This window comes from Paenibacillus pectinilyticus (assembly GCF_001700435.1).
GTDB classification, from domain to species: domain Bacteria; phylum Bacillota; class Bacilli; order Paenibacillales; family NBRC-103111; genus Paenibacillus_E; species Paenibacillus_E pectinilyticus.
Map to the genome: position 1 here is coordinate 281,604 of NZ_LYPC01000020.1, position 17,503 is coordinate 299,106.

General features: G+C 38.8%; 15 protein-coding genes and 5 pseudogenes. 9 read left to right on the forward strand and 11 right to left on the reverse strand.

What is annotated here, in order from left to right; genetic code table 11:
* Positions 1–8 precede the first annotated feature (8 nt).
* Both A8709_RS15120 and A8709_RS15125 read left to right on the forward strand, forming a co-directional pair.
* A complete protein-coding gene (locus A8709_RS15120; protein ID WP_065853195.1) occupies positions 9–2,396 on the forward strand; it encodes a site-specific integrase in 2,388 nt (795 codons plus the stop codon).
* Positions 2,397–2,846: a hypothetical protein gene (locus A8709_RS15125; protein ID WP_065853196.1), complete on the forward strand. Its 450-nt coding sequence runs from the start codon at positions 2,397–2,399 to the stop codon at positions 2,844–2,846.
* Positions 2,847–2,877: 31 nt separating this feature from the next.
* On the opposite strand, the gene A8709_RS15130 is transcribed toward A8709_RS15125, so the two are convergent.
* A complete protein-coding gene (locus A8709_RS15130; protein ID WP_065853197.1) occupies positions 2,878–3,873 on the reverse strand; it encodes a DGQHR domain-containing protein in 996 nt (331 codons plus the stop codon).
* A gap of 26 nt (positions 3,874–3,899) precedes the next feature.
* A complete protein-coding gene (locus A8709_RS15135; protein ID WP_065853198.1) occupies positions 3,900–4,376 on the reverse strand; it encodes a DUF6042 family protein in 477 nt (158 codons plus the stop codon).
* A 180-nt stretch (positions 4,377–4,556) separates the two neighbouring features.
* Here A8709_RS15135 and A8709_RS15140 point away from each other — a divergent pair, with 180 nt between their 5' ends.
* On the forward strand, positions 4,557–4,919 hold the full coding sequence (locus tag A8709_RS15140; RefSeq protein ID WP_065853199.1) for a helix-turn-helix domain-containing protein: 363 nt from the start codon (positions 4,557–4,559) through the stop codon (positions 4,917–4,919).
* A 423-nt stretch (positions 4,920–5,342) separates the two neighbouring features.
* Positions 5,343–5,651 (forward strand): DUF2642 domain-containing protein, encoded by a 309-nt coding sequence (locus tag A8709_RS15145; protein ID WP_065853377.1) that lies wholly within the window; start codon positions 5,343–5,345, stop codon positions 5,649–5,651.
* Positions 5,652–5,674: 23 nt separating this feature from the next.
* Here the strand turns inward: A8709_RS15145 and A8709_RS15150 are convergent, their stop codons facing one another.
* Together A8709_RS15150 and A8709_RS15155 are read right to left on the reverse strand one after the other, a co-directional pair.
* Positions 5,675–6,487 carry a cytochrome c oxidase assembly protein gene (locus tag A8709_RS15150; protein ID WP_065853200.1) on the reverse strand — a complete coding sequence of 271 codons (813 nt, stop codon included), beginning with the start codon at positions 6,485–6,487 and terminating at the stop codon, positions 5,675–5,677.
* The gene (locus A8709_RS15155; RefSeq protein WP_065853201.1) at positions 6,477–6,989 is read right to left on the reverse strand and encodes a DUF2243 domain-containing protein; all 513 of its coding nucleotides are present in this window, start codon (positions 6,987–6,989) and stop codon (positions 6,477–6,479) included. Before A8709_RS15155 ends, A8709_RS15150 begins: the two co-directional genes overlap by 11 nt.
* Before the next feature lie 145 nt (positions 6,990–7,134).
* Here A8709_RS15155 and A8709_RS15160 point away from each other — a divergent pair.
* Positions 7,135–8,143, forward strand: a pseudogene (locus A8709_RS15160) (alcohol dehydrogenase catalytic domain-containing protein).
* Positions 8,144–8,202: 59 nt separating this feature from the next.
* Here the strand turns inward: A8709_RS15160 and A8709_RS15165 are convergent.
* Positions 8,203–8,721: a DUF3231 family protein gene (locus A8709_RS15165; protein ID WP_065853202.1), complete on the reverse strand. Its 519-nt coding sequence runs from the start codon at positions 8,719–8,721 to the stop codon at positions 8,203–8,205.
* A gap of 101 nt (positions 8,722–8,822) precedes the next feature.
* Positions 8,823–9,209, reverse strand: coding sequence for a WGxxGxxG family protein (locus tag A8709_RS15170; protein WP_065853203.1), 387 nt, complete (start codon positions 9,207–9,209; stop codon positions 8,823–8,825).
* A gap of 382 nt (positions 9,210–9,591) precedes the next feature.
* Between A8709_RS15170 and A8709_RS15175 the strand changes: the two are divergent.
* Together A8709_RS15175 and A8709_RS34915 are read left to right on the forward strand one after the other, a co-directional pair.
* Positions 9,592–9,859: pseudogene (locus A8709_RS15175) on the forward strand (spore coat protein CotJB).
* A 15-nt stretch (positions 9,860–9,874) separates the two neighbouring features.
* Positions 9,875–10,302 (forward strand): annotated as a pseudogene (locus A8709_RS34915) (manganese catalase family protein); the annotation flags it as partial.
* 84 nt (positions 10,303–10,386) lie between these two features.
* Here the strand turns inward: A8709_RS34915 and A8709_RS15185 are convergent.
* The 4 genes and pseudogenes from A8709_RS15185 to A8709_RS15205 all read right to left on the reverse strand — a co-directional run bounded on the left by A8709_RS15185 (position 10,387) and on the right by A8709_RS15205 (position 14,740).
* Complete coding sequence (locus A8709_RS15185; RefSeq protein WP_065853204.1) at positions 10,387–11,001, reverse strand: hypothetical protein; 615 nt, start codon at positions 10,999–11,001, stop codon at positions 10,387–10,389.
* 442 nt (positions 11,002–11,443) lie between these two features.
* Positions 11,444–12,034, reverse strand: coding sequence for an RNA 2',3'-cyclic phosphodiesterase (gene thpR / locus A8709_RS15190; RefSeq protein ID WP_065853205.1), 591 nt, complete (start codon positions 12,032–12,034; stop codon positions 11,444–11,446).
* Between the two features lie 503 nt (positions 12,035–12,537).
* A pseudogene (gene bcbE / locus A8709_RS15200) lies at positions 12,538–13,783 on the reverse strand (bacillibactin exporter BcbE).
* A gap of 93 nt (positions 13,784–13,876) precedes the next feature.
* Complete coding sequence (locus A8709_RS15205) at positions 13,877–14,740, reverse strand: MBL fold metallo-hydrolase (protein ID WP_065853207.1); 864 nt, start codon at positions 14,738–14,740, stop codon at positions 13,877–13,879.
* Between the two features lie 269 nt (positions 14,741–15,009).
* Here A8709_RS15205 and A8709_RS15210 point away from each other — a divergent pair.
* Together A8709_RS15210 and A8709_RS15215 are read left to right on the forward strand one after the other, a co-directional pair.
* A pseudogene (locus A8709_RS15210) lies at positions 15,010–16,072 on the forward strand (ribonuclease J).
* A gap of 81 nt (positions 16,073–16,153) precedes the next feature.
* Positions 16,154–16,342 carry a hypothetical protein gene (locus tag A8709_RS15215; protein WP_065853208.1) on the forward strand — a complete coding sequence of 63 codons (189 nt, stop codon included), beginning with the start codon at positions 16,154–16,156 and terminating at the stop codon, positions 16,340–16,342.
* A 70-nt stretch (positions 16,343–16,412) separates the two neighbouring features.
* Here the strand turns inward: A8709_RS15215 and A8709_RS15220 are convergent, their stop codons facing one another.
* The gene (locus A8709_RS15220; protein ID WP_065853209.1) at positions 16,413–17,270 is read right to left on the reverse strand and encodes a manganese catalase family protein; all 858 of its coding nucleotides are present in this window, start codon (positions 17,268–17,270) and stop codon (positions 16,413–16,415) included.
* Positions 17,271–17,503: the final 233 nt, after the last annotated feature.

Here is a 17,503-nt window from a genome sequence, read left to right on the forward strand (position 1 = left end):
AGGAAAACATGTCTTTGTCATTAGCCCGTACAAAAAGCAACGCTATACCTATTATTGCTAAAAGAAAGGGATCTAGTGATACATGGAAACATCTAACTAAATCAGAATACATAAAGTATCGAAATCAAAATAAATGGCCATTTATTGAAGTTCTGCTGTCATCACCAGTAGTAGGTCTATCACAACCTAGCAATTTCCTCAAGTTATTAGCAATACAAAAAGATTACATCTTACTTCTTGCTTTTTTACAACGTGGAATTCTTCCTATTGAACTAGCTTTTCCTCAACGTATCAATCTTAATAAATTTCCATTCTCTATATTACCCAATTTTCTTTATTTCGATGAATTATTTGAACGTCACTATCCTTCGATCTATCAGATGAGTAGTGGAAAGTGGATTATGAAAGTAAAAAAAACTTTACTCCAAACGGTTGCATGCTTGTGGTTTGCAGGTTATGCACTTAAAGATGGTCTTGGGGGAAATAAAGTAATAACAACAACGACGTTGAAAGAGGCAAGAAAGATTGCAAAATATCATAAAAGTAGCCTGGCTATTCTTGGTAAGATGCTAGCTATGGAGGTGGATTCCTATGTTGAAGGCAAATCTCTGGTGAGATTCAATGACGCTGAGAAGAATCTTTGGATTGCCGCGGGGATATTATCTACCGAAGCGTCTTTTGGAAAGAGTTTATTCAATTTTGTATTCTCCTACTTGGTTGGACGAGTGAATGGAACGGTAACCGATGATCATTTTGATGACGAGGGCATATTACTATTTCGATATGGCAAGAAAACGATAAGTCAAAATTATTGGAGATCGATTGCTAAGTACATTCGATACTTCGCAATTCAAGCTAAGTCTTTATGTATTAAAGACCTAAATGAAGATTCTATAATTAAGGTATACAACGAATTAATTAGTCAAATGAAAGGACGAGTTAACAAAGCATCGTTTAGAGTGGCAATTCGGCAATGGCTTCGTTGGTTAAACAGAACAACAAATAACCGATTCAATATTGATCGCATAATACCTACCCCTAAGCGAATTTTGTCAAAAAACCATGGGCGCGTATTCAGCATGTCAAAAGCATACATTTTTGTTCAAAATCTACTTAATAATCAAAGTGCTCTATTTAATGAGAATGATTTAATGGACTATCGCTATAGAAGAGGTTGTTTGCTTATCTTATCAACTGCAGCTAGGCCAAATGAGGTTGTTAATCTTCTTCAAGAGGCAATAACGATAGATTCAAAGGGGGAATATTGGATAAGATTTCAAAAAACTAAAACAATTCGAAATCAACCAGTCAAGAAGTCATTCGAATGGGTTCATCAAGTTGCGCTTAAATCTGATGCAGTGAAATGGTTTAATGAATTATTGCATTTTTCTCCATCAAAACCTTTGCACTTTCCTGTTGAGTGGGGAGGGGACGATCTTACTGAATTACGTTTATTAGCTACAAGACATAATGATGCTCCAATTCGAGCCGGCAGTTTTTATAAATTCTTAGCTCGTATTCAGAGAAAGCTTTGGCCAGAGCTTACTAAACCTTATTTCACGCCACATAATTTAAGGGCACTTCATCTTACATATCGTCAAATAATAGGTGATAATGGCTTGTTATTGGAACGTCAAGCAGGGCATAGTCATGCTTCTTCCAAAAAGCCATATACACAAACAATGTCAGCAGAAGAAGTGGGTAAGTTTGCTGAAATTTTAAAAAAAGGCGTATGGGGAACAACAAAACATGAAACTACAAAAGGTGATTATCAGAGTTTTTCAGTGGATGCGAATACTAATCTCGATGAGATTACAAAGATATCTACCAAGTTTATGGTTACACCAACAAAGCTTGAGGAAGTTTTCAAACTTACACAGAAGGTCATGGAGGCTGCTCCTCTTAAATTTCGAGGAAATGTACTTGAATTAGATGCTGAGCTCTCAGAGAGTGTTGTAGGAGGTTATACACATAACTGCAATGCGCATGTTTTGCTTAATTGTGGCCACACACCAGGGCATTGTCGAGCATGTGATTATTATAGTCCAGATAAAGATTCGGAGGATGCACACCGAGTAGAAGTTTTCAGAGAAATGTTACATTACTTTTACTGTATTGAAGCTGAGAAGGAATTGAAATCCACAGGGCAACGAAGAATGGTATTCCAGAAGGCTGATGATATAAAAGATCGTTTAAGCACAACAGAAAACAAATTGTGGGTTGATAAATTTGGAATGAAGCAAAATGAAGCGAAGAAGTTGCATGCTATGCTCTGGAAAAAGGCAAAAACCTATTTTAAACAAGATTCGAAAATTCAACCAAAATCAAATAAACCTATACCTATACCAAGTACAGAGGAGATACTAAAGTTCATAAACAGTGAGGAGATGGGATGATTGGCTCGCACTTCATCTTTTTCCAATAGTGATTTGTCCTGGGAATGCTCGCAAGTGAAAAGAAAGATACTGAATGATGCCAAGAAAGGTCGAATAACCCGTATTTCCAAATCCGTTGTTTTTGAATTGATTGCTGCACGACCACGAATTGGTTTGAAAAGCTCTCGAATGTTGTGGGCAGGCCCACAACGAGAGTACCTGGAAAGTTGGTTCGTCAAATTGGAGGAAGAACTTCAATTGATTTTCGACTCACCTCCTGATGCAGACCCAACTCAAACTCGATCAGAAGAGCTGTCAAAAAATTATTCAATACTAGAAGCGAAAGTGACTCATTTGACTGATCTGGTTGCAACGTATAGGGATGCCTTGGAGAAATTACGGTTAGAAAATGTAAAGTTAAGAGAACTTACTATCCTTCGCTTTGGACATATTGATACTGAAGCAAATTAAATAGGGGTGGGACTCAATGGTCCCACCCCTTCTAAGAAAGCATACGTTCTTCAAGATCCATCGCCAAGCTTTTAGATCCATTCATTCCTTTTATATATTTTAAGGGTCCTGAAGCTGACCAATCAATTTTACCTAATTTTATAACTGCTTTAGTAATTCCGTTATAGTCGAATTGACGCTTAGACTCAGTCGAGCAGTTAGCGAGTATAGTAGACCCTGCAATGGAAAGTGCATCTAAACAAACAATATGTGTTAATCGATAACTGCTGTAATCAAGCCACTCTTGTGGAAAGCATTCCTTTACAGCATTGTAGAAAGTCAATGCCATTGTTAATTTATCTTCTCGTGAATAGAATGAAACCTTAGGATTTTTGCTTAATAAATGTAAGGTTCTATACAAATTCTGTAGAGTAATATGACGTCCTTTGTTTCTCTTTCCAATAATACTCCCAATATTATAAAATGGACTTTCAGATCGAATGAGTAGCTCAGTAGCTATCCAGCTCATGTCATCTGAATCTCTACGTAAATATTTACTTAATGAGGAGCCAATTCCTTTAGCTTTTGTATTTATCGTATTGAAAAGCCGTATTTCTTCATCCTCATCTAGACAATGAAAAGCAAGAAATGGAATGTTTATCTCGGCATTGGTTTCTTGTGTATATCTTTTAATTCCACCTAGTCGGTGCTGACCGTCCATTAATGAAGCTTTACCTTTACTAATGATTCGACCAAAAGCAGGACGTTGCTTATCATATGCTGAGAACTCCCATTGACCTCCTGCGTTGAGTAAAATGGGGGTAAACAAGGCATCCTCGCCTTTTGATAGGTAAATTGCAAAATCATTACATCTTTTTGGATCAACTGGCCTTTGGTAGCCCTTACCTGAAGGATCGTCAAAAGGTTTGACAAAAGTCATGTTTAAAGCGACAGTAGCTGGGACATGACTTTGATATGCTACTTTTCCACGAATTTTACATTGAATAATATTTTCAATCACAATTGGACTTACTAGTGTGCTGTTCATGATGTCTTCACTCCTGTGATTTACCGTTATTTTATCTTATCAGTTACTTTTGGAAATGGTCGTATTACCATATCGAGTATAATATTACCAGATTGATCTGATTGTTGAATTAGGAATCCAAGTTGAAGAAACAAATCGATAACTTCTTCCATCGTATTTGGATAAGAAAAGCCATTTTTTTTCAGATTTTCTTTGATCATAAGTTCACGAGAGTAGATAAGATAATACTCGTTTATTTGATATTCTGTGCCGAACAATATATCTGCATTTTCAAAATTACAAAAAAGTTGATTGCTTTTGTGTAAGCTTAGATACTGTACAGTATCTTCTCTTGTAAATTCCTTAGAGACACAGTAGCTTATTTGAGGGAGTGTACTAATATTCACTAAAGGAAGCCATTCCGCCCATCCGTATTCGTAGAAACCTTTAGGTAAAATGCATTGATTAGCGGTTATCAAATTTAATTTACTAAGCAATCTAACTGTGATTTTCCCTAGATTCATTCTAAAGAAAACCACCTCCCTCATTAAAATCACCATATTCGACGTTATGAAAAAATCTCAACAATAAAACTCACCTCGATAACTATATAGGATACGAATACATATATTGTATCACTTAAAAGGTTTGTTAACAATTAAATTAATACCTTATAAGTGATAGTAAATAATGGGGGTAACTGGATGTCAAATTTACAAGTGATTGTAGGGGAAAAGATAAAGAATTATAGAAAGATAAAAGGATTAACGCAACTGGAGTTAGGAACCAAAGCTAATATAAAACAAGGATATTTAGGTGATGTAGAAAGAGGTGCAAGAAACATATCTTTGGAGTCATTAGAGAAAATTATGGGTGCACTCGATCTAAAACCAAGTGATTTATTTGGTTATCATGAAATTGATCTCAAGGATGAAAATTATGAATTAGAATCAATTATTCAGAAGCATAGTGAATTTCTTAGAACCAAAAGAGTTGAAGATGTAAAGATGATCCATAGGATCTCTCTGGAAATTTTCAACTCATTGGAACGGAAACCGATTGAATGATGCATGAAAATATGTTTTTTAATATAGATTTATTGTTTAAATGTGATTTCGGGTAAATATGTAATTCGTATATTAACTAATGAAAAGGGAAATACCGCTTCTTTAGGGATCGGTATTTGGCGTATTATATTTAAGGAATCTAACGAGAAACGATAGTTAAATGTAACACTACTTAAATGTTTTTTTCATAAGGCATAGTATAATTTTAATTCGCCCCCTTTAAATATATAACATAGACCCTCAGCCCATTGCTGGGGTCTCTTTTTGTTATTTTCAATTAAAGGACACTTAAATACAATAATCCAATCCCAACGTAGGGAAATTCGTTCGATTCACCTAGTTGCTTCGTTGTGCATAAAGTTAATAAAGAATTTTTTGGGGAAGAGGCGAGGGAGATATGAATGGCATACATTTGGCAACCCTATGAGTCAAAATCCAATTGATCAGCCAGCGTTCGTGTCGCAGAGGCCGGTAATGCATACACAAATTATTCCAATTACAGGAATTCCTCAGCCTAATATGTATATCACACAACTTAACCCCGTGTTTGTACAGCATATAAGCAGACACCAAGGTCAAGAAATTGCTATTATGACGACTGCTGGAAAGGTAGAGGGAGTTCTCGCTGGAGTTGCTGTAGACCACGTGCAATTGAATTTGAAAGATCGTGCCATACATATTCGAATTTCTCAGATTATATATTTTGAAGGTCCTTTAGCCTCATATCGTTAAATAAAAGCCATGTAAAATGGGCTTTACTTTATTGAATTATAAAGCTCCACTTTTATTGGTGGAAGTGCATGACGGGGGTGTACGGCTTTAAACCAATGAGTGAAAAAGATAATAAGGATACAGATGTCGATGGCATCCCCGCCATAATACATGAGCTTAACGCCGTTTTCTGCTTGGATTGCTGAAATACCCTCTGGTGAGTTTGCATACATATATTTTGATAAAATCCCGTGTGCAGCCATAGTAATTACAAATGCAATGGAACGGTAAACGAAGCTTGTTTGATGCGAAGGTTTGTCGATGTAAATCACCGAAATCGTGAATAAGTAACCCGCCGAGAAGACATGAAGATGCACAAATAGAAATAATATTGAGGAATGGTGCATCCTCGCATATAGGTCTGTTGTGTATAAAATAAAGAGTCCGCCGATATTAAAGAGGGAAGCTACGTAAGGATCACTAACTATGCGGAAAGGCAAGCTTCTGAGAATACGTGCGAGTCTGCGTGAAAGACGTACGGGCAGGGTCCTTAAAATGAGGGTTACTGGTGCAGAAAGTGCTATGAATAGGGGAGCCAACATTCCAAGAAGTAAATGTCCTAACATGTGAGCCGTGAAATCCATATGAGAAAGATGGGCTAATGGGCCAGCAATAGATAGTAAAGCACAAAGTGTGCCAAGAAACCAATAAAGAGTGCGCGTGACTGGCCATCTCCTGTAAGTACGACTGGAATTAACCGCGGCGTATAGATAGAGAATAATTGCACTTAGAGCTAGCAATATGAGGAGTAAGTCAGAATGAACACCGATTCCATGCGAAAGGTGTTCATTCGACATGTGATGCATCTCTCCCTATATGTCCATTGCGTAATTCTTTCCATGAGTGCAGTGTAAGAATGATTCCAACTAGTAGCATGATACTAGCTCCAATATTCCAAACCATATCGTAAATAATCACATTTGGGGTGTAGCGGATTTGGTGAAGACGCATAATTTTGTGTTGGATGGTTCCATCATAGAGTTGGAAGGCGCCACTGCCTAGGAAAACACCGCCAAACCATCTTTTGAGGTGTAAAGCTTTTCGACGACGTAAGTCCGCAAACATAAATAGTGATCCAATGGTAGCAAACCAACTGAACGCGTGAAACAGACCATCGGAAATCAAGCCGATTTGGGTCGTGGATTTATCGTAGAAATGATGCCAATGCAGAAGTTGATGAAATACCGTTTCATCAATAAAACCGACTAAACCGAGGCCAAATAAAATACCAGACCACAGATTGCGGTTGGCATATGAAGTGAAATTACGATCATTCTTAATTGGGTTCACAGTATTCATTCTCAGAACTCCTTTACTCTCGTTTTTCACCTTTATTTCCCTGCTAATTTGCCCATTTATTGGAGTTATAACCACGTTTGGCTTCAAAATGATAATAAAGAAAGCAGGGGAGGAGAATAATGACATATAAGAATGGAGGGATACAATGAAAGCGTTAACCTATCAAGGGATTCGGAATGTGAAAGTTAAAGAAATACCTGATGCCACATTACAAAAATCGGATGATATTCTGGTTCGTATCACGATTACTAGCATATGTGGCTCGGATCTTCACCTCTAAAATGGGGAAATGCCAAATATGCGAGACGACTTTATTATCGGTCATGAGCCTATGGGAATCGTGGAGGAGATAGGAACAGATGTAACCAAGGTGAAAAGGGAGACCGCGTCATCCTTCCTTTTAACATCGCATGTGGCCAATGCTGGTACTGTACCCATCAATTAGAAAGCCAATGTGATAATTCGAATGATTTTTTACATGGTGATACAGGTGGGTACTTCGGCTATTCGGATATATATGGCGGATATGCAGGCGGACAAGCTGAATTGTTGCGTGTTCCTTATGGGAACTTCATCCCTTTCAAAGTGCCTGAGGATGCTGAAATGGAGGATGAGAAAATCCTATTTCTCTCTGATATTATTCCTTCTGCCTATTGGAATGTGGATCATGCAGGTGATACCGTCATTATTCTCGGCTGTGGGCCCGTTGGTTTGCTGACACAGAAATTTGCTTGGTTAAAAGGTGCAAAAGTGGTGGAGCGAATGTAGTTATCGATGCTGTAGGGTTGGATTCTGAGAAGACTTTTGTGGAGAAAATAGAAACGATGCTTAAAATTCAAGGTGGTGGACTTGGCGCATTCCGAATGGCTACTAAGCTGGTGCGCAAAGGCGGCACGATTCAGGTTACTGGGGTTTATGGAATGAATTACAATGCTTTCCCTTTTGGTGACTTGTTTAGCCGCAATATTACGCTAAAGATGGGGCAGGCTCCAGTCATTCACTATATGCCTGAATTATATCGCCAAATCAAAGAAGGTGTATTTGACCCAACCGATATCATTAGCCATCGAATGAAGTTGGATGATGCGGAGCATGCATACAGCATTTTTAATAAGAAAGAGGATCAGGCTATTAAAATAATTTTGAAACCTTAGTTGTATCGTGTTAAAAAAGTGAGCAGAATCCCATTGGGATCCTGCTCACTTTTTTATCTTTAGGCATTAACAGTCTCAGGTCTTTTAATTTGTAGTGGTGGAGGAATGAGCCAACCTTTATCTTTACTCATTTCAAGTATTTTTAATCCTTGGGCCGCTTTTGTGATATGGTACTTTGCAAAAAGAGCGCCGATATCTTCTCTAATCGCTTGTCCCATAGCTTGACTACAAGCAACTAGTCCAAGTGAAGCATCAGCAGCAATTTTAGCTGAAATTTCAGGATCTGAAAATCTTGCACCAACGGGAATATCTTCAAGTTTAACTGACGGTCTTTCAGGAAGTACAGGAATAGGTGGAATTCCGTTATCAATAAGAATATTATCCAGTTCTTTAATCTCCAGTTTTGCTTGGTCAATAAGACCATCTAGAATTTTTTTTAGTTCTTTGTCACCTGAGTGATTTAAATAAGCTTGATAGCAAGATACAGCCCCTTTAGCTACTGTGGATGCCTGCCAAACACTAAAAATTTCACCGTAGTGAAGAGGTTCATCTTTAGGATTTCCACTTAAAATTCCCATTTTATTATATCTCCTCATAGATCAAATTTTAACTTTACTATTATGTCTGAATGCCCATTTATAATTCATGGATGCTTGAATCGAACTAACATAGGGTTAGCTTATCTTTCTCTAACGTTATTTCTTGATCTCATTCCAGCTAAACCAATCAGACCAAGCAATCCAAGCCAACCCCAGTTGGAAGCTTTCGACCCCGAATTTGCGGTATCATAAGCGCGGATAGGATTTGATTTATTAGAGTAAGAATTAATCCCATTGCTGTAATTTGTTTGGTTTAGATTAGCACTGGGAGACGCAGAAGGTGAGCTAATCGTTCCTGTATTTGTGCCATAAGCACCGTAATTATTCATATTACTATTTGTATTTATACTTGTTGAGCCTGTTGAAGAGTTCATTCCAACACCTGTATTTTCATGTGCACCAACGGTTCCAAAACTTAATGCTGATGTTAATAAAATAGCTAACGTAAGAGTTTGAACTTTTTTCATAATGACCTAACTCCTCTCAACTCTTTTTTGGTTTCGCTTGTTAGTTTGTTCAATGGAGGCGCTTTTTAATGGGGGAGTTAGTGGAATTAATCATAAACTCAAAGTCCATTTGGTTATATATTTCTTTTCAAGTTTTAATGTCGAGACAACGTTTTGGTACTGGAGAATCTAACAAAATTAAAGTAGAATAAGTGATTTTGGTCAAGTTATAACGCAGATAACGATTAATAAAGGCTTTGAAAAGGAGGAGACGTATGTACTCTCCGCCTGGTCTACCGCAATTTAGTCCGTATGAAGCTTTACAAATAGGAACATCATTATGGCCAGCGCTATATGGACCCTATCCAATGGTTCAGGAGAAGCCTAGGGAGGTCGAACAAACATGAGTCACCATGTGCTTCCCAATTCCTATTATTCGCAACTATGCGACTTGCAGGCTGTGGATTTTGTCTTGGGGGAGTTGACGCTCTACTTGGATACACACCCTGATGATCTAAGCATCATTCAGCAATACAATCAATTTGCTCAGAAACGCATGCACACAGCTGAAAAGTTTGAAATGGAATTTGGTCCACTGATGCCCTTTGGTCATAGCTTCACGAGGCAGCCTTGGCAGGTGGGTGGAGACACCATGGCCTTGGCAAGTTTGAGAAGGAGGTCAGTTGATGTGGATTTATGAAAAGAAGCTTCAATTTTCCGTAAAAGTTAGTAAATGCATTCCTCGAATGGCTAGAATGCTTCTTGAGCAGTATGGAGGTGCGGATGGGAACTCGCCGCGGCCCTTAGATACTTAAACCAACGGTATACAATTCCAGATAAGGTTGTGGGATTGTTGACAGACATTGGCACAGAGGAATTTGCCCACTTAGAAATGATTGCAACGATAGTTTATAAACTTATGAAGGACGCAACGTTGGAGCAAATCAAGGCAGCCGGTTTAGATGATCACTATGTGGCCCATGATAAGGCGCTGATCTATTAAAATGCTTCTGGCGTTCCATGAACAGCAGCCTACATACAAGCTAAGGGAGACCCGATTGCTGATCTATATGAAGATATAGCTGGCGAGGAGAAAGCAAGAGCGACATATCAGGAAGGTAAGGGGATATTATAAAAGAGGACCTTCATCTCTATAAACATTAGAGATGAAGGTCCTCAATTTATTTATTCGACTAAATTAGTTACTGGTATATCCGTAGTGCGCGATGACCGGTTGTGATGATTGTATTGATCCTTGTTGTGGATATCCACTATATTGGGAATTCTGATCTTGGTAGCCGCCATAATGAGAAATGACAGGCTGTGAGGCGTAATGAGAGTTAGAATTAAACTGGGATGCATAGTTAGGCTGAATGCTGTGCTGGGAATTCTGTGCTTGATAGCCACCGTAATGAGAAATGACAGGCTGTGAGGCGTATTGAGCGTTAGCAAATATTTGAGATGCATGGTTAGGCTGAAAGCTGTGCTGGGAATTCTGTACCTGGTAACCGCCATAATGAGAAATGACCGGCTGTGAGGCGTACTGAGAGTAAGCATTCATTTGGGATGCATGGTTAGGCTGATTGCTGTGCTGAGAATTTTGTGCTTGGTAGCCGCCATAATGAGAAATGACAGGCTGTGAGACGTATTGAGAGTAAGCATTGATTTGAGATGCATGGTTAGGCTGATTGCTGCGCTGGGAATTTTGTGCTTGGTAGCCTCCGTAATGAGAAATGATCGGGTCATGCGAAGTATTAGAATTAGCATATCCGTTTGTAAAAGACGATTGAGATGCATTGTTGAATTGATTCATTTTGAAGTCCCTCCCAAAATATCTAAATTGGCCTTAGAAGCCTACATTATTATTAGGATTCAGCCTGCTTTTATCCTGTGAATAATTGGTTATTTATCCGTACAGGATTACTTGATAAATCGATGTTATGAAGAGAACTTCCCACTTCCCATGGTATTGTAACAGAGGGGGATGTAACTAAACCGAGTAAATATGAAAATAACCCAAGGAATTAGCATCCTTTGGGTTATTGTTTGTTTAGAATTGAATTGATTCCTAACTACATCGTATAACAGTATATTCGCATTTATTTTCCCTTCATAGCAAAGTAAATCGGAAAAGATACAGCTGTTGCAATTCCCAATGAACTAGCAATTAAACGTGCAGAGATGAACGATTTATTTTTCAAATTGAAAAACCTCCTGAGAATATGTTGTATCAAACCCACCACCCGTTCTGAAGTTCATTCAGACTTCAAATCATCGAAAGTAATTGCTTCATACATTGGCCGCTTGTTTAAATGACTCCGGTAAAGCATAACTTCATTTGATTTCCACGAAAGTAGGTCTTCTGGGGAAGAATTAAGCATCGTTAAAGTACTCAACTTATTACGATCAAATGAAGTCTTGCTTATGTAATTGCGTGCAAGTGTTAAGTGTGGGTGAAAATTACGATCTTCAATAGAAAAGCCAAGTGGCGTAAGTGCCTCGGCTACCCGTTTCTGTAAGTTGCGAAGCGCCTCTACGTCGCCGCCGACACCGGCCCACAGCACAGAAGGCTGGGTCGATCGACCGAAAAAGCCGAGGGGTTCCACACGAAGAGAGAGTGGACTAGTTACTGTCATTATTTCATGCAGAACTTGGTTAATGCGAAGGACACTTCCTGACGGTGTATCCCCGAGAAACTGCAGCGTAATATGCAGGTCCCCAGGATGAACCCATTTACGAAAAGACAGATGTGGTTTGATTTGATCGATCCAGCTGGCGAATGCATGCTTTATTCCGGGCGGGACCGGTACAGCAACAAATAATCGCACTAGATTGACTTGATTCATTATAGCCTCGCTCGCATTCATCATAGGGTGTTTTGTTCAGTTGTAGCATACCCAATATTTGCTCACACCAATTCATTTCTCAATGCATGAACACTTCATAACTGCTTTTAGTAACTTAAAAATAACATAACCTAGTACTCCAATACTGTGCCTGTATTTTTGTAACTAGTCACGTGTTTGTTATCTATTACACTGTTATCTGGCAAAGGAGAATAGTCTGTATTCATCGTAACAGCTCTCGTACTACTTTTTATACTTAAGCTATTAACCGCATAAAAATTGAATGTTAATGTTAAAAGAATAGAAATTGTAACTATGATGATCTTTCTCATTGAGTGTCTCCTTTTTAACCATGATATGAATTCAATGTTAGCATGTCCAAATTAAAGATCTTTTAATGTCGCGAGATATCGACCAGATCCCCTAGTTGTGTAACAAGGGCAAGGGAATTGTCAATATGTATATGAAATAGGAAAAAGACCTCCATAAATTGGAGATCTTCATTACTTTGCAGTCTTTCCTTCTTGAATTGGTTTTATAGCGAATAAAGCAAGAAGCGCAGCAACTACACAAGTACCAGAGATACAATAGAACATAAGTTGAGGTGAAAATTTCACAAGAACTGAAGCCAGTGGGGGACCAACTGCAACGCCAATGAACCTCATAGAGCTATAGATGGAAGTTATTGTACCTCTTTCTCCTTTATCTATTCCTTCCGTTATCAAGGAATCTAAGCAGGGTAGAGTAACACCTATCCCAATGCCTGCAATACTAATTAAAGTGATTAACCAGTATAGGGATTGAACCATGCCAGATACGACAAGTGAGGCAGTAATAATTACTACTCCACATAGAGTGATCCACTTCATTAATATCTTATTTTCACCAATTTTTTTGCCAGTAATGAATGACGCAAGGCATAGCACGGCAGAAGGGATGGCAATCACGCATCCTTTCCATATGCCTTTAATATGGTATTTGTCCTCAAGTGTGTCTGATAAATAGAACAGTGTCCCAAAAATAACAAACATACAGATGCAACCTATAGCAAAAATAGCGGATAACCACCGGCCATTGTTCATAAATATTTGCTTAAGGCTTTGAAGAAAGTGCTTAAAGGTTACTTTTTCTTCATTCTTATCTTTTTTCTTGGGAGATTTAACTAGAAAGGCAACTAATATAGTAGATACTACACACAACACAGGGATGGTTAGAAACGGAAGAAACCAAACCACGGAAGCCAGTACCGAACCTAAAATAGGACTCAGAACTTTACCCAGCGTGTTGGCTGTTTCTACAATTCCTAGGTTTTTACTAACTTCACTTTCATTTTTGTACATATCGCCGACAAGTGGAAGCACTATAGGGAACGCCCCCGCGGCTCCAACCCCTTGTAACGCACGGCCTAGCATAATGACCACATAGGGGTGTTCTAGCCAACAAGCGCCTAAACCAGAAATCAAACCACCAATTCCAGTGATGAGTAAACTCGGGATAATGATGATCTTCCTGCCAAAAACGATCCGACAAATACCCAGCAATCGGAATGAGTATGATAGCAACTGCAGAGTAAACGGTAATTAATAAGCTCACTTGAAACGACGTTATTTGTAACTTGTTACGAATTGAGGGAAGAACGGGAATTAACATTGAGTTTCCCAACGTCATAATTAATGGGATGGATGCAATTGAAAGTAGGCTCCATTTATTTGTTTCAAGATCCTGTGCCTTGCCATAAGGAATACACATTATCACCTCTGGTTTAATTTCTGCAATCATTATCAAATCAATCCAATGAGATTTAATATTTTTAAGTAAATTCTCATACGGTCAACAACCCATTTACTGAATCTTGTTATCTACATAACGCCCATGGTTTGGGACAGCTATCCGTTTGAAATCGGCCACCAATTGAGACAATCCACTTGTTAATTCCTCGCCAGAGATAGATACTCCATGGCCGGTAATGGCTACGCTCGGCTTTAAAGCTTCTAGCTTTCTGACCGATTGCTCAGCCTCATGCCAATCAGTTGTAAAATATACCGGTGGCCCTGTTAGCTGCTTTTTCTGAATTAGAACTTTGTACAGTGAATCCTGCTCAACCGTTACAAAAGCATCACCTGCAATAAGCGCCCTGTCCTTATCCCGAAAAAGCGAGACATGCCCAGGCGTATGGCCTGGTGTATGGATCCACCGCCATCCTGGCATGCCAGGGATACTGCTATTAGAGGGGAAAGTTCGTACATGACTCCCAAGATTAATAGGTTCATTAGGAAAGAATGGTGAGATCTTGGCTAGAAGTCCGCCTTCAACAGAGCCGTCAGGTTCCGGATAACTGGCTTGGCCAGTTAAATAAGGTATTTCTAACTCGTGGGCATACACCACTACATTCCAAACGTCAACGAGATCAATAACAGCGCCAACGTGATCAAAGTGTCCATGTGTTAGAAGAATGGCCTTTGGTATCGAGCCTGCACCAAAACGATCTTCTACGGCTTTCAGAATATGTTTAGCGGAATGCGGCATGCCAGTATCCACTAACACCCATTCTTCGGCAGTGCCAACCATACTTATGTTGACGATCTGGTTGGTATAGCAGAATAGATCGGGGCTAACCTCTTCACCTTCACCGCTTCTAACGGAAGTCATAGGTATATAATGATTTGCCATATTATCTTCCATATCCCCAAGCTGATGATGATGCATTCTAATAACTTCCCCCTATTGTAATGTGACTTGAAATTTTAGATAGTATGTCCAAGCAAACTTGATAGTTATAAATAGAATTAAATTACTGAAAAAGTAAATTTTGATTATTTTTAGGACATAATACAACAGAGGTGATAACATGCGTTGTTTACTTTGCGAAAATGAGCAAATGTTAAAAGGTAAAAAGACGAAGTGTTTTATATGTACCATTATCAATGGGCGAAACTCACCTAGAATTTAAGCATAAGCGATGGAGGTTTTTTTTTTTGAAATCGATCCAGGATAAGCTATCAATCGTAGCTCTTGGTGGTGTGAACAAATTTGGAAAAATATGTACATTCAATATAACGATGTCATCATTGTTATCGACTGTGGTTCCAAATTTTCCAGATGAAAGCCTGTTGGGCATTGATCTAATTATTCCTGATATCTCATATTTGCTTAAAAATAAAGATGAAGTGAGATGTTTGATTATTACACAATGACACTAAGATCATATTGGCGGTATTCCCTATATTATTAAACAGTTGAACTTGCCCATTTATGCTACGCGACTTACCCTTGGCCTAATTAAGGAGAAATTGAAAGAACACGGACTTCTGGGCACGACTACACTACACGAGATTGATGCAAATACTAACCTTACATTAGGTGGGTGGGATTCCGCTAAGTTTCTTTCGAACGAACCACAGCATTCCTGATTGCTTAGGTATCGTCTTCGATACCCCGCAAGGCGTAGTTGTACATACAGGTGATTTTTAGTTTGATTTAACTCCAGTAAACGAGCAATATGCAGATATTCATAAAATGGCAGCGATCGGTCAATGGTAACGGGCATGCATGTATCCGGTCATGCCAGTCAGGAAGAATTAAAGCTCATGCTCACATTAATAAAATCTACATACTTTATCCCAATTCATGGCGATTATCGGATGCTGTATCAGCATCGTTTATTAGCTGAAGCTGTTGGTGTGAATTCGGATAACATTTTTATTATCAATAACGGCGCGGTAGTTGACTTTACAGGCTCTATCGCTCGTCAAGAGCGTCATATTCCGAATGGGAATACGCTAGTAGATGGACTTGGTATTGGAGATATTGGTCATATTGTTTTACGAGATCGGAAAGTGTTATCTGAAGATGGCATCTTGATTTTTTTGCTTTCACTCAGTAAATCGGATTGCAGTAACGACCATCACACAGCTGCAAGAGACAAAAACGAACCAATGGGGGCTCTACAAACAAGCGCTTAAAGAAGCGGTTGGCAAATATTTATATACCCAGACTAAAAGAAGGCCGATGATATTGCCGATTATCATTCAGGTTTAATATACGCCGAGAATAAGAGTGGAAAATAACGCCATAATATAGCTGGAAGTCTATTTACCCATAAAGGAGGATACAACTACGATGACATCAAGTAGAGGACATCAAGGCGCACATGGGGCTGGTCAAATTGTTGAACAACTGAACAATCAAACCGAAGCTGCAGAACAAATTCAAGGAAGTAATCAAGTAGATCAAGAGATCCAGGCAGCCGCGAACGAACATAGTTCAGAGTTGGATGAAATCTTCAATAATGATAATGATAGCGACTAGTTAAAGTACTTTAAAGTGAATTAGGCTTACTCCTGCTGATTTAGGAGTAAGCCTATAAGTATAAATGCTTTTAAACAAACATATCTTGCAATCCTGGACTATGCTCATTTGGCATGTCAGGTAGTTGAGGAACCGGGAATCCCATCGGCGGCGGGGTTACTAAAAGCTGGCCTTTATTTCTACTTGGTGAAGCACCTTGGTAGACCTCAGCGATTCGTGTATCATCTAAACGAAAGTTAAACTGAATATTATGATAACCCATCTCTACAAATTTTCTGCATTCTGGATACTTGTTAATATCGTAATTAGGAACAGGGAACAGTTTCCCCCAATCAACACCTAGGGTTTCTAAAGCTTTGGCAAAAGCATTTTGGTGTGCATTATCACGAACGATGAGGAACCCAAGCGTCTCTCTTAACGTTTTATTCGAACTCATTTCATAAATTCTGGTTTTTTGAAGGACTCCTGTTGATTCGAGAACTAAATTATTTAATAAATCAGCAATCAGATTACCATGTGAGTATACCCAGGAACCATTCCAGGGGTTGCCGCCAGCATCTACGGGTAAAGAGGCTTGAGCGCCGACAATGAAATGGTGGGGATTTGCATGTTTGAGTGCTTCATCAAGTGGTGCGGCATCGATACCTGCGTTTCCTACACCAAAGGATTTACCAGAATCGTTCAGTAATTGATTTATCGTATTTTGAACCAGTTCAACGTGAGAAATCTCTTCTAGAAATACCCCGCGGATTAAATCGCGATATTGTGTAGCATTACCTCGGAAATTAGAGCTTTGAAAAGAATATTGCATCATGGTTCTCATCTCACCAAATTGCCCGCCTAGGGCTTCTTGTAAGACTTTAGCTGCTGCTGGATCAGGTTTGTCCGGAACAATTTGATTAATTAGTTCTTCTTTATAGTAATACATACAATCACTCATTTCTTTTGATGTTTAAATGGGGTATGGGGTTTATTTAGTCATCTAATGTTTTCTCCTATATGTAAATCATTTATACGAATAATAGAGAACCCACTAAGCCCACTAAATGGATGGTGTAGAGTAATTCGAAAAACACATAATAGTGATGTTCCAAATTAATTAAGATGGGTGGGCTATAGTCATGACGAACCAGAAAAAGAGCATAAAATCAGCAAAGCAAA

Coding starts and splice junctions, on each gene's coding strand:
- A8709_RS15120 (WP_065853195.1), top strand. CDS start 9: ATGTCTTTGTCATTAGCCCGTACAAAAAGCAACGCTATACCTATTATT.
- A8709_RS15130 (WP_065853197.1), bottom strand. CDS start 3,873: ATGAACAGCACACTAGTAAGTCCAATTGTGATTGAAAATATTATTCAA.
- A8709_RS15135 (WP_065853198.1), bottom strand. CDS start 4,376: ATGAATCTAGGGAAAATCACAGTTAGATTGCTTAGTAAATTAAATTTG.
- A8709_RS15140 (WP_065853199.1), top strand. CDS start 4,557: ATGTCAAATTTACAAGTGATTGTAGGGGAAAAGATAAAGAATTATAGA.
- A8709_RS15145 (WP_065853377.1), top strand. CDS start 5,343: ATGAGTCAAAATCCAATTGATCAGCCAGCGTTCGTGTCGCAGAGGCCG.
- A8709_RS15150 (WP_065853200.1), bottom strand. CDS start 6,487: ATGTCGAATGAACACCTTTCGCATGGAATCGGTGTTCATTCTGACTTA.
- A8709_RS15155 (WP_065853201.1), bottom strand. CDS start 6,989: ATGAATACTGTGAACCCAATTAAGAATGATCGTAATTTCACTTCATAT.
- A8709_RS15165 (WP_065853202.1), bottom strand. CDS start 8,721: ATGGGAATTTTAAGTGGAAATCCTAAAGATGAACCTCTTCACTACGGT.
- A8709_RS15170 (WP_065853203.1), bottom strand. CDS start 9,209: ATGAAAAAAGTTCAAACTCTTACGTTAGCTATTTTATTAACATCAGCA.
- A8709_RS15185 (WP_065853204.1), bottom strand. CDS start 11,001: ATGAATCAATTCAACAATGCATCTCAATCGTCTTTTACAAACGGATAT.
- thpR (WP_065853205.1), bottom strand. CDS start 12,034: ATGAATCAAGTCAATCTAGTGCGATTATTTGTTGCTGTACCGGTCCCG.
- A8709_RS15205 (WP_065853207.1), bottom strand. CDS start 14,740: ATGCATCATCATCAGCTTGGGGATATGGAAGATAATATGGCAAATCAT.
- A8709_RS15215 (WP_065853208.1), top strand. CDS start 16,154: ATGACATCAAGTAGAGGACATCAAGGCGCACATGGGGCTGGTCAAATT.
- A8709_RS15220 (WP_065853209.1), bottom strand. CDS start 17,270: ATGTATTACTATAAAGAAGAACTAATTAATCAAATTGTTCCGGACAAA.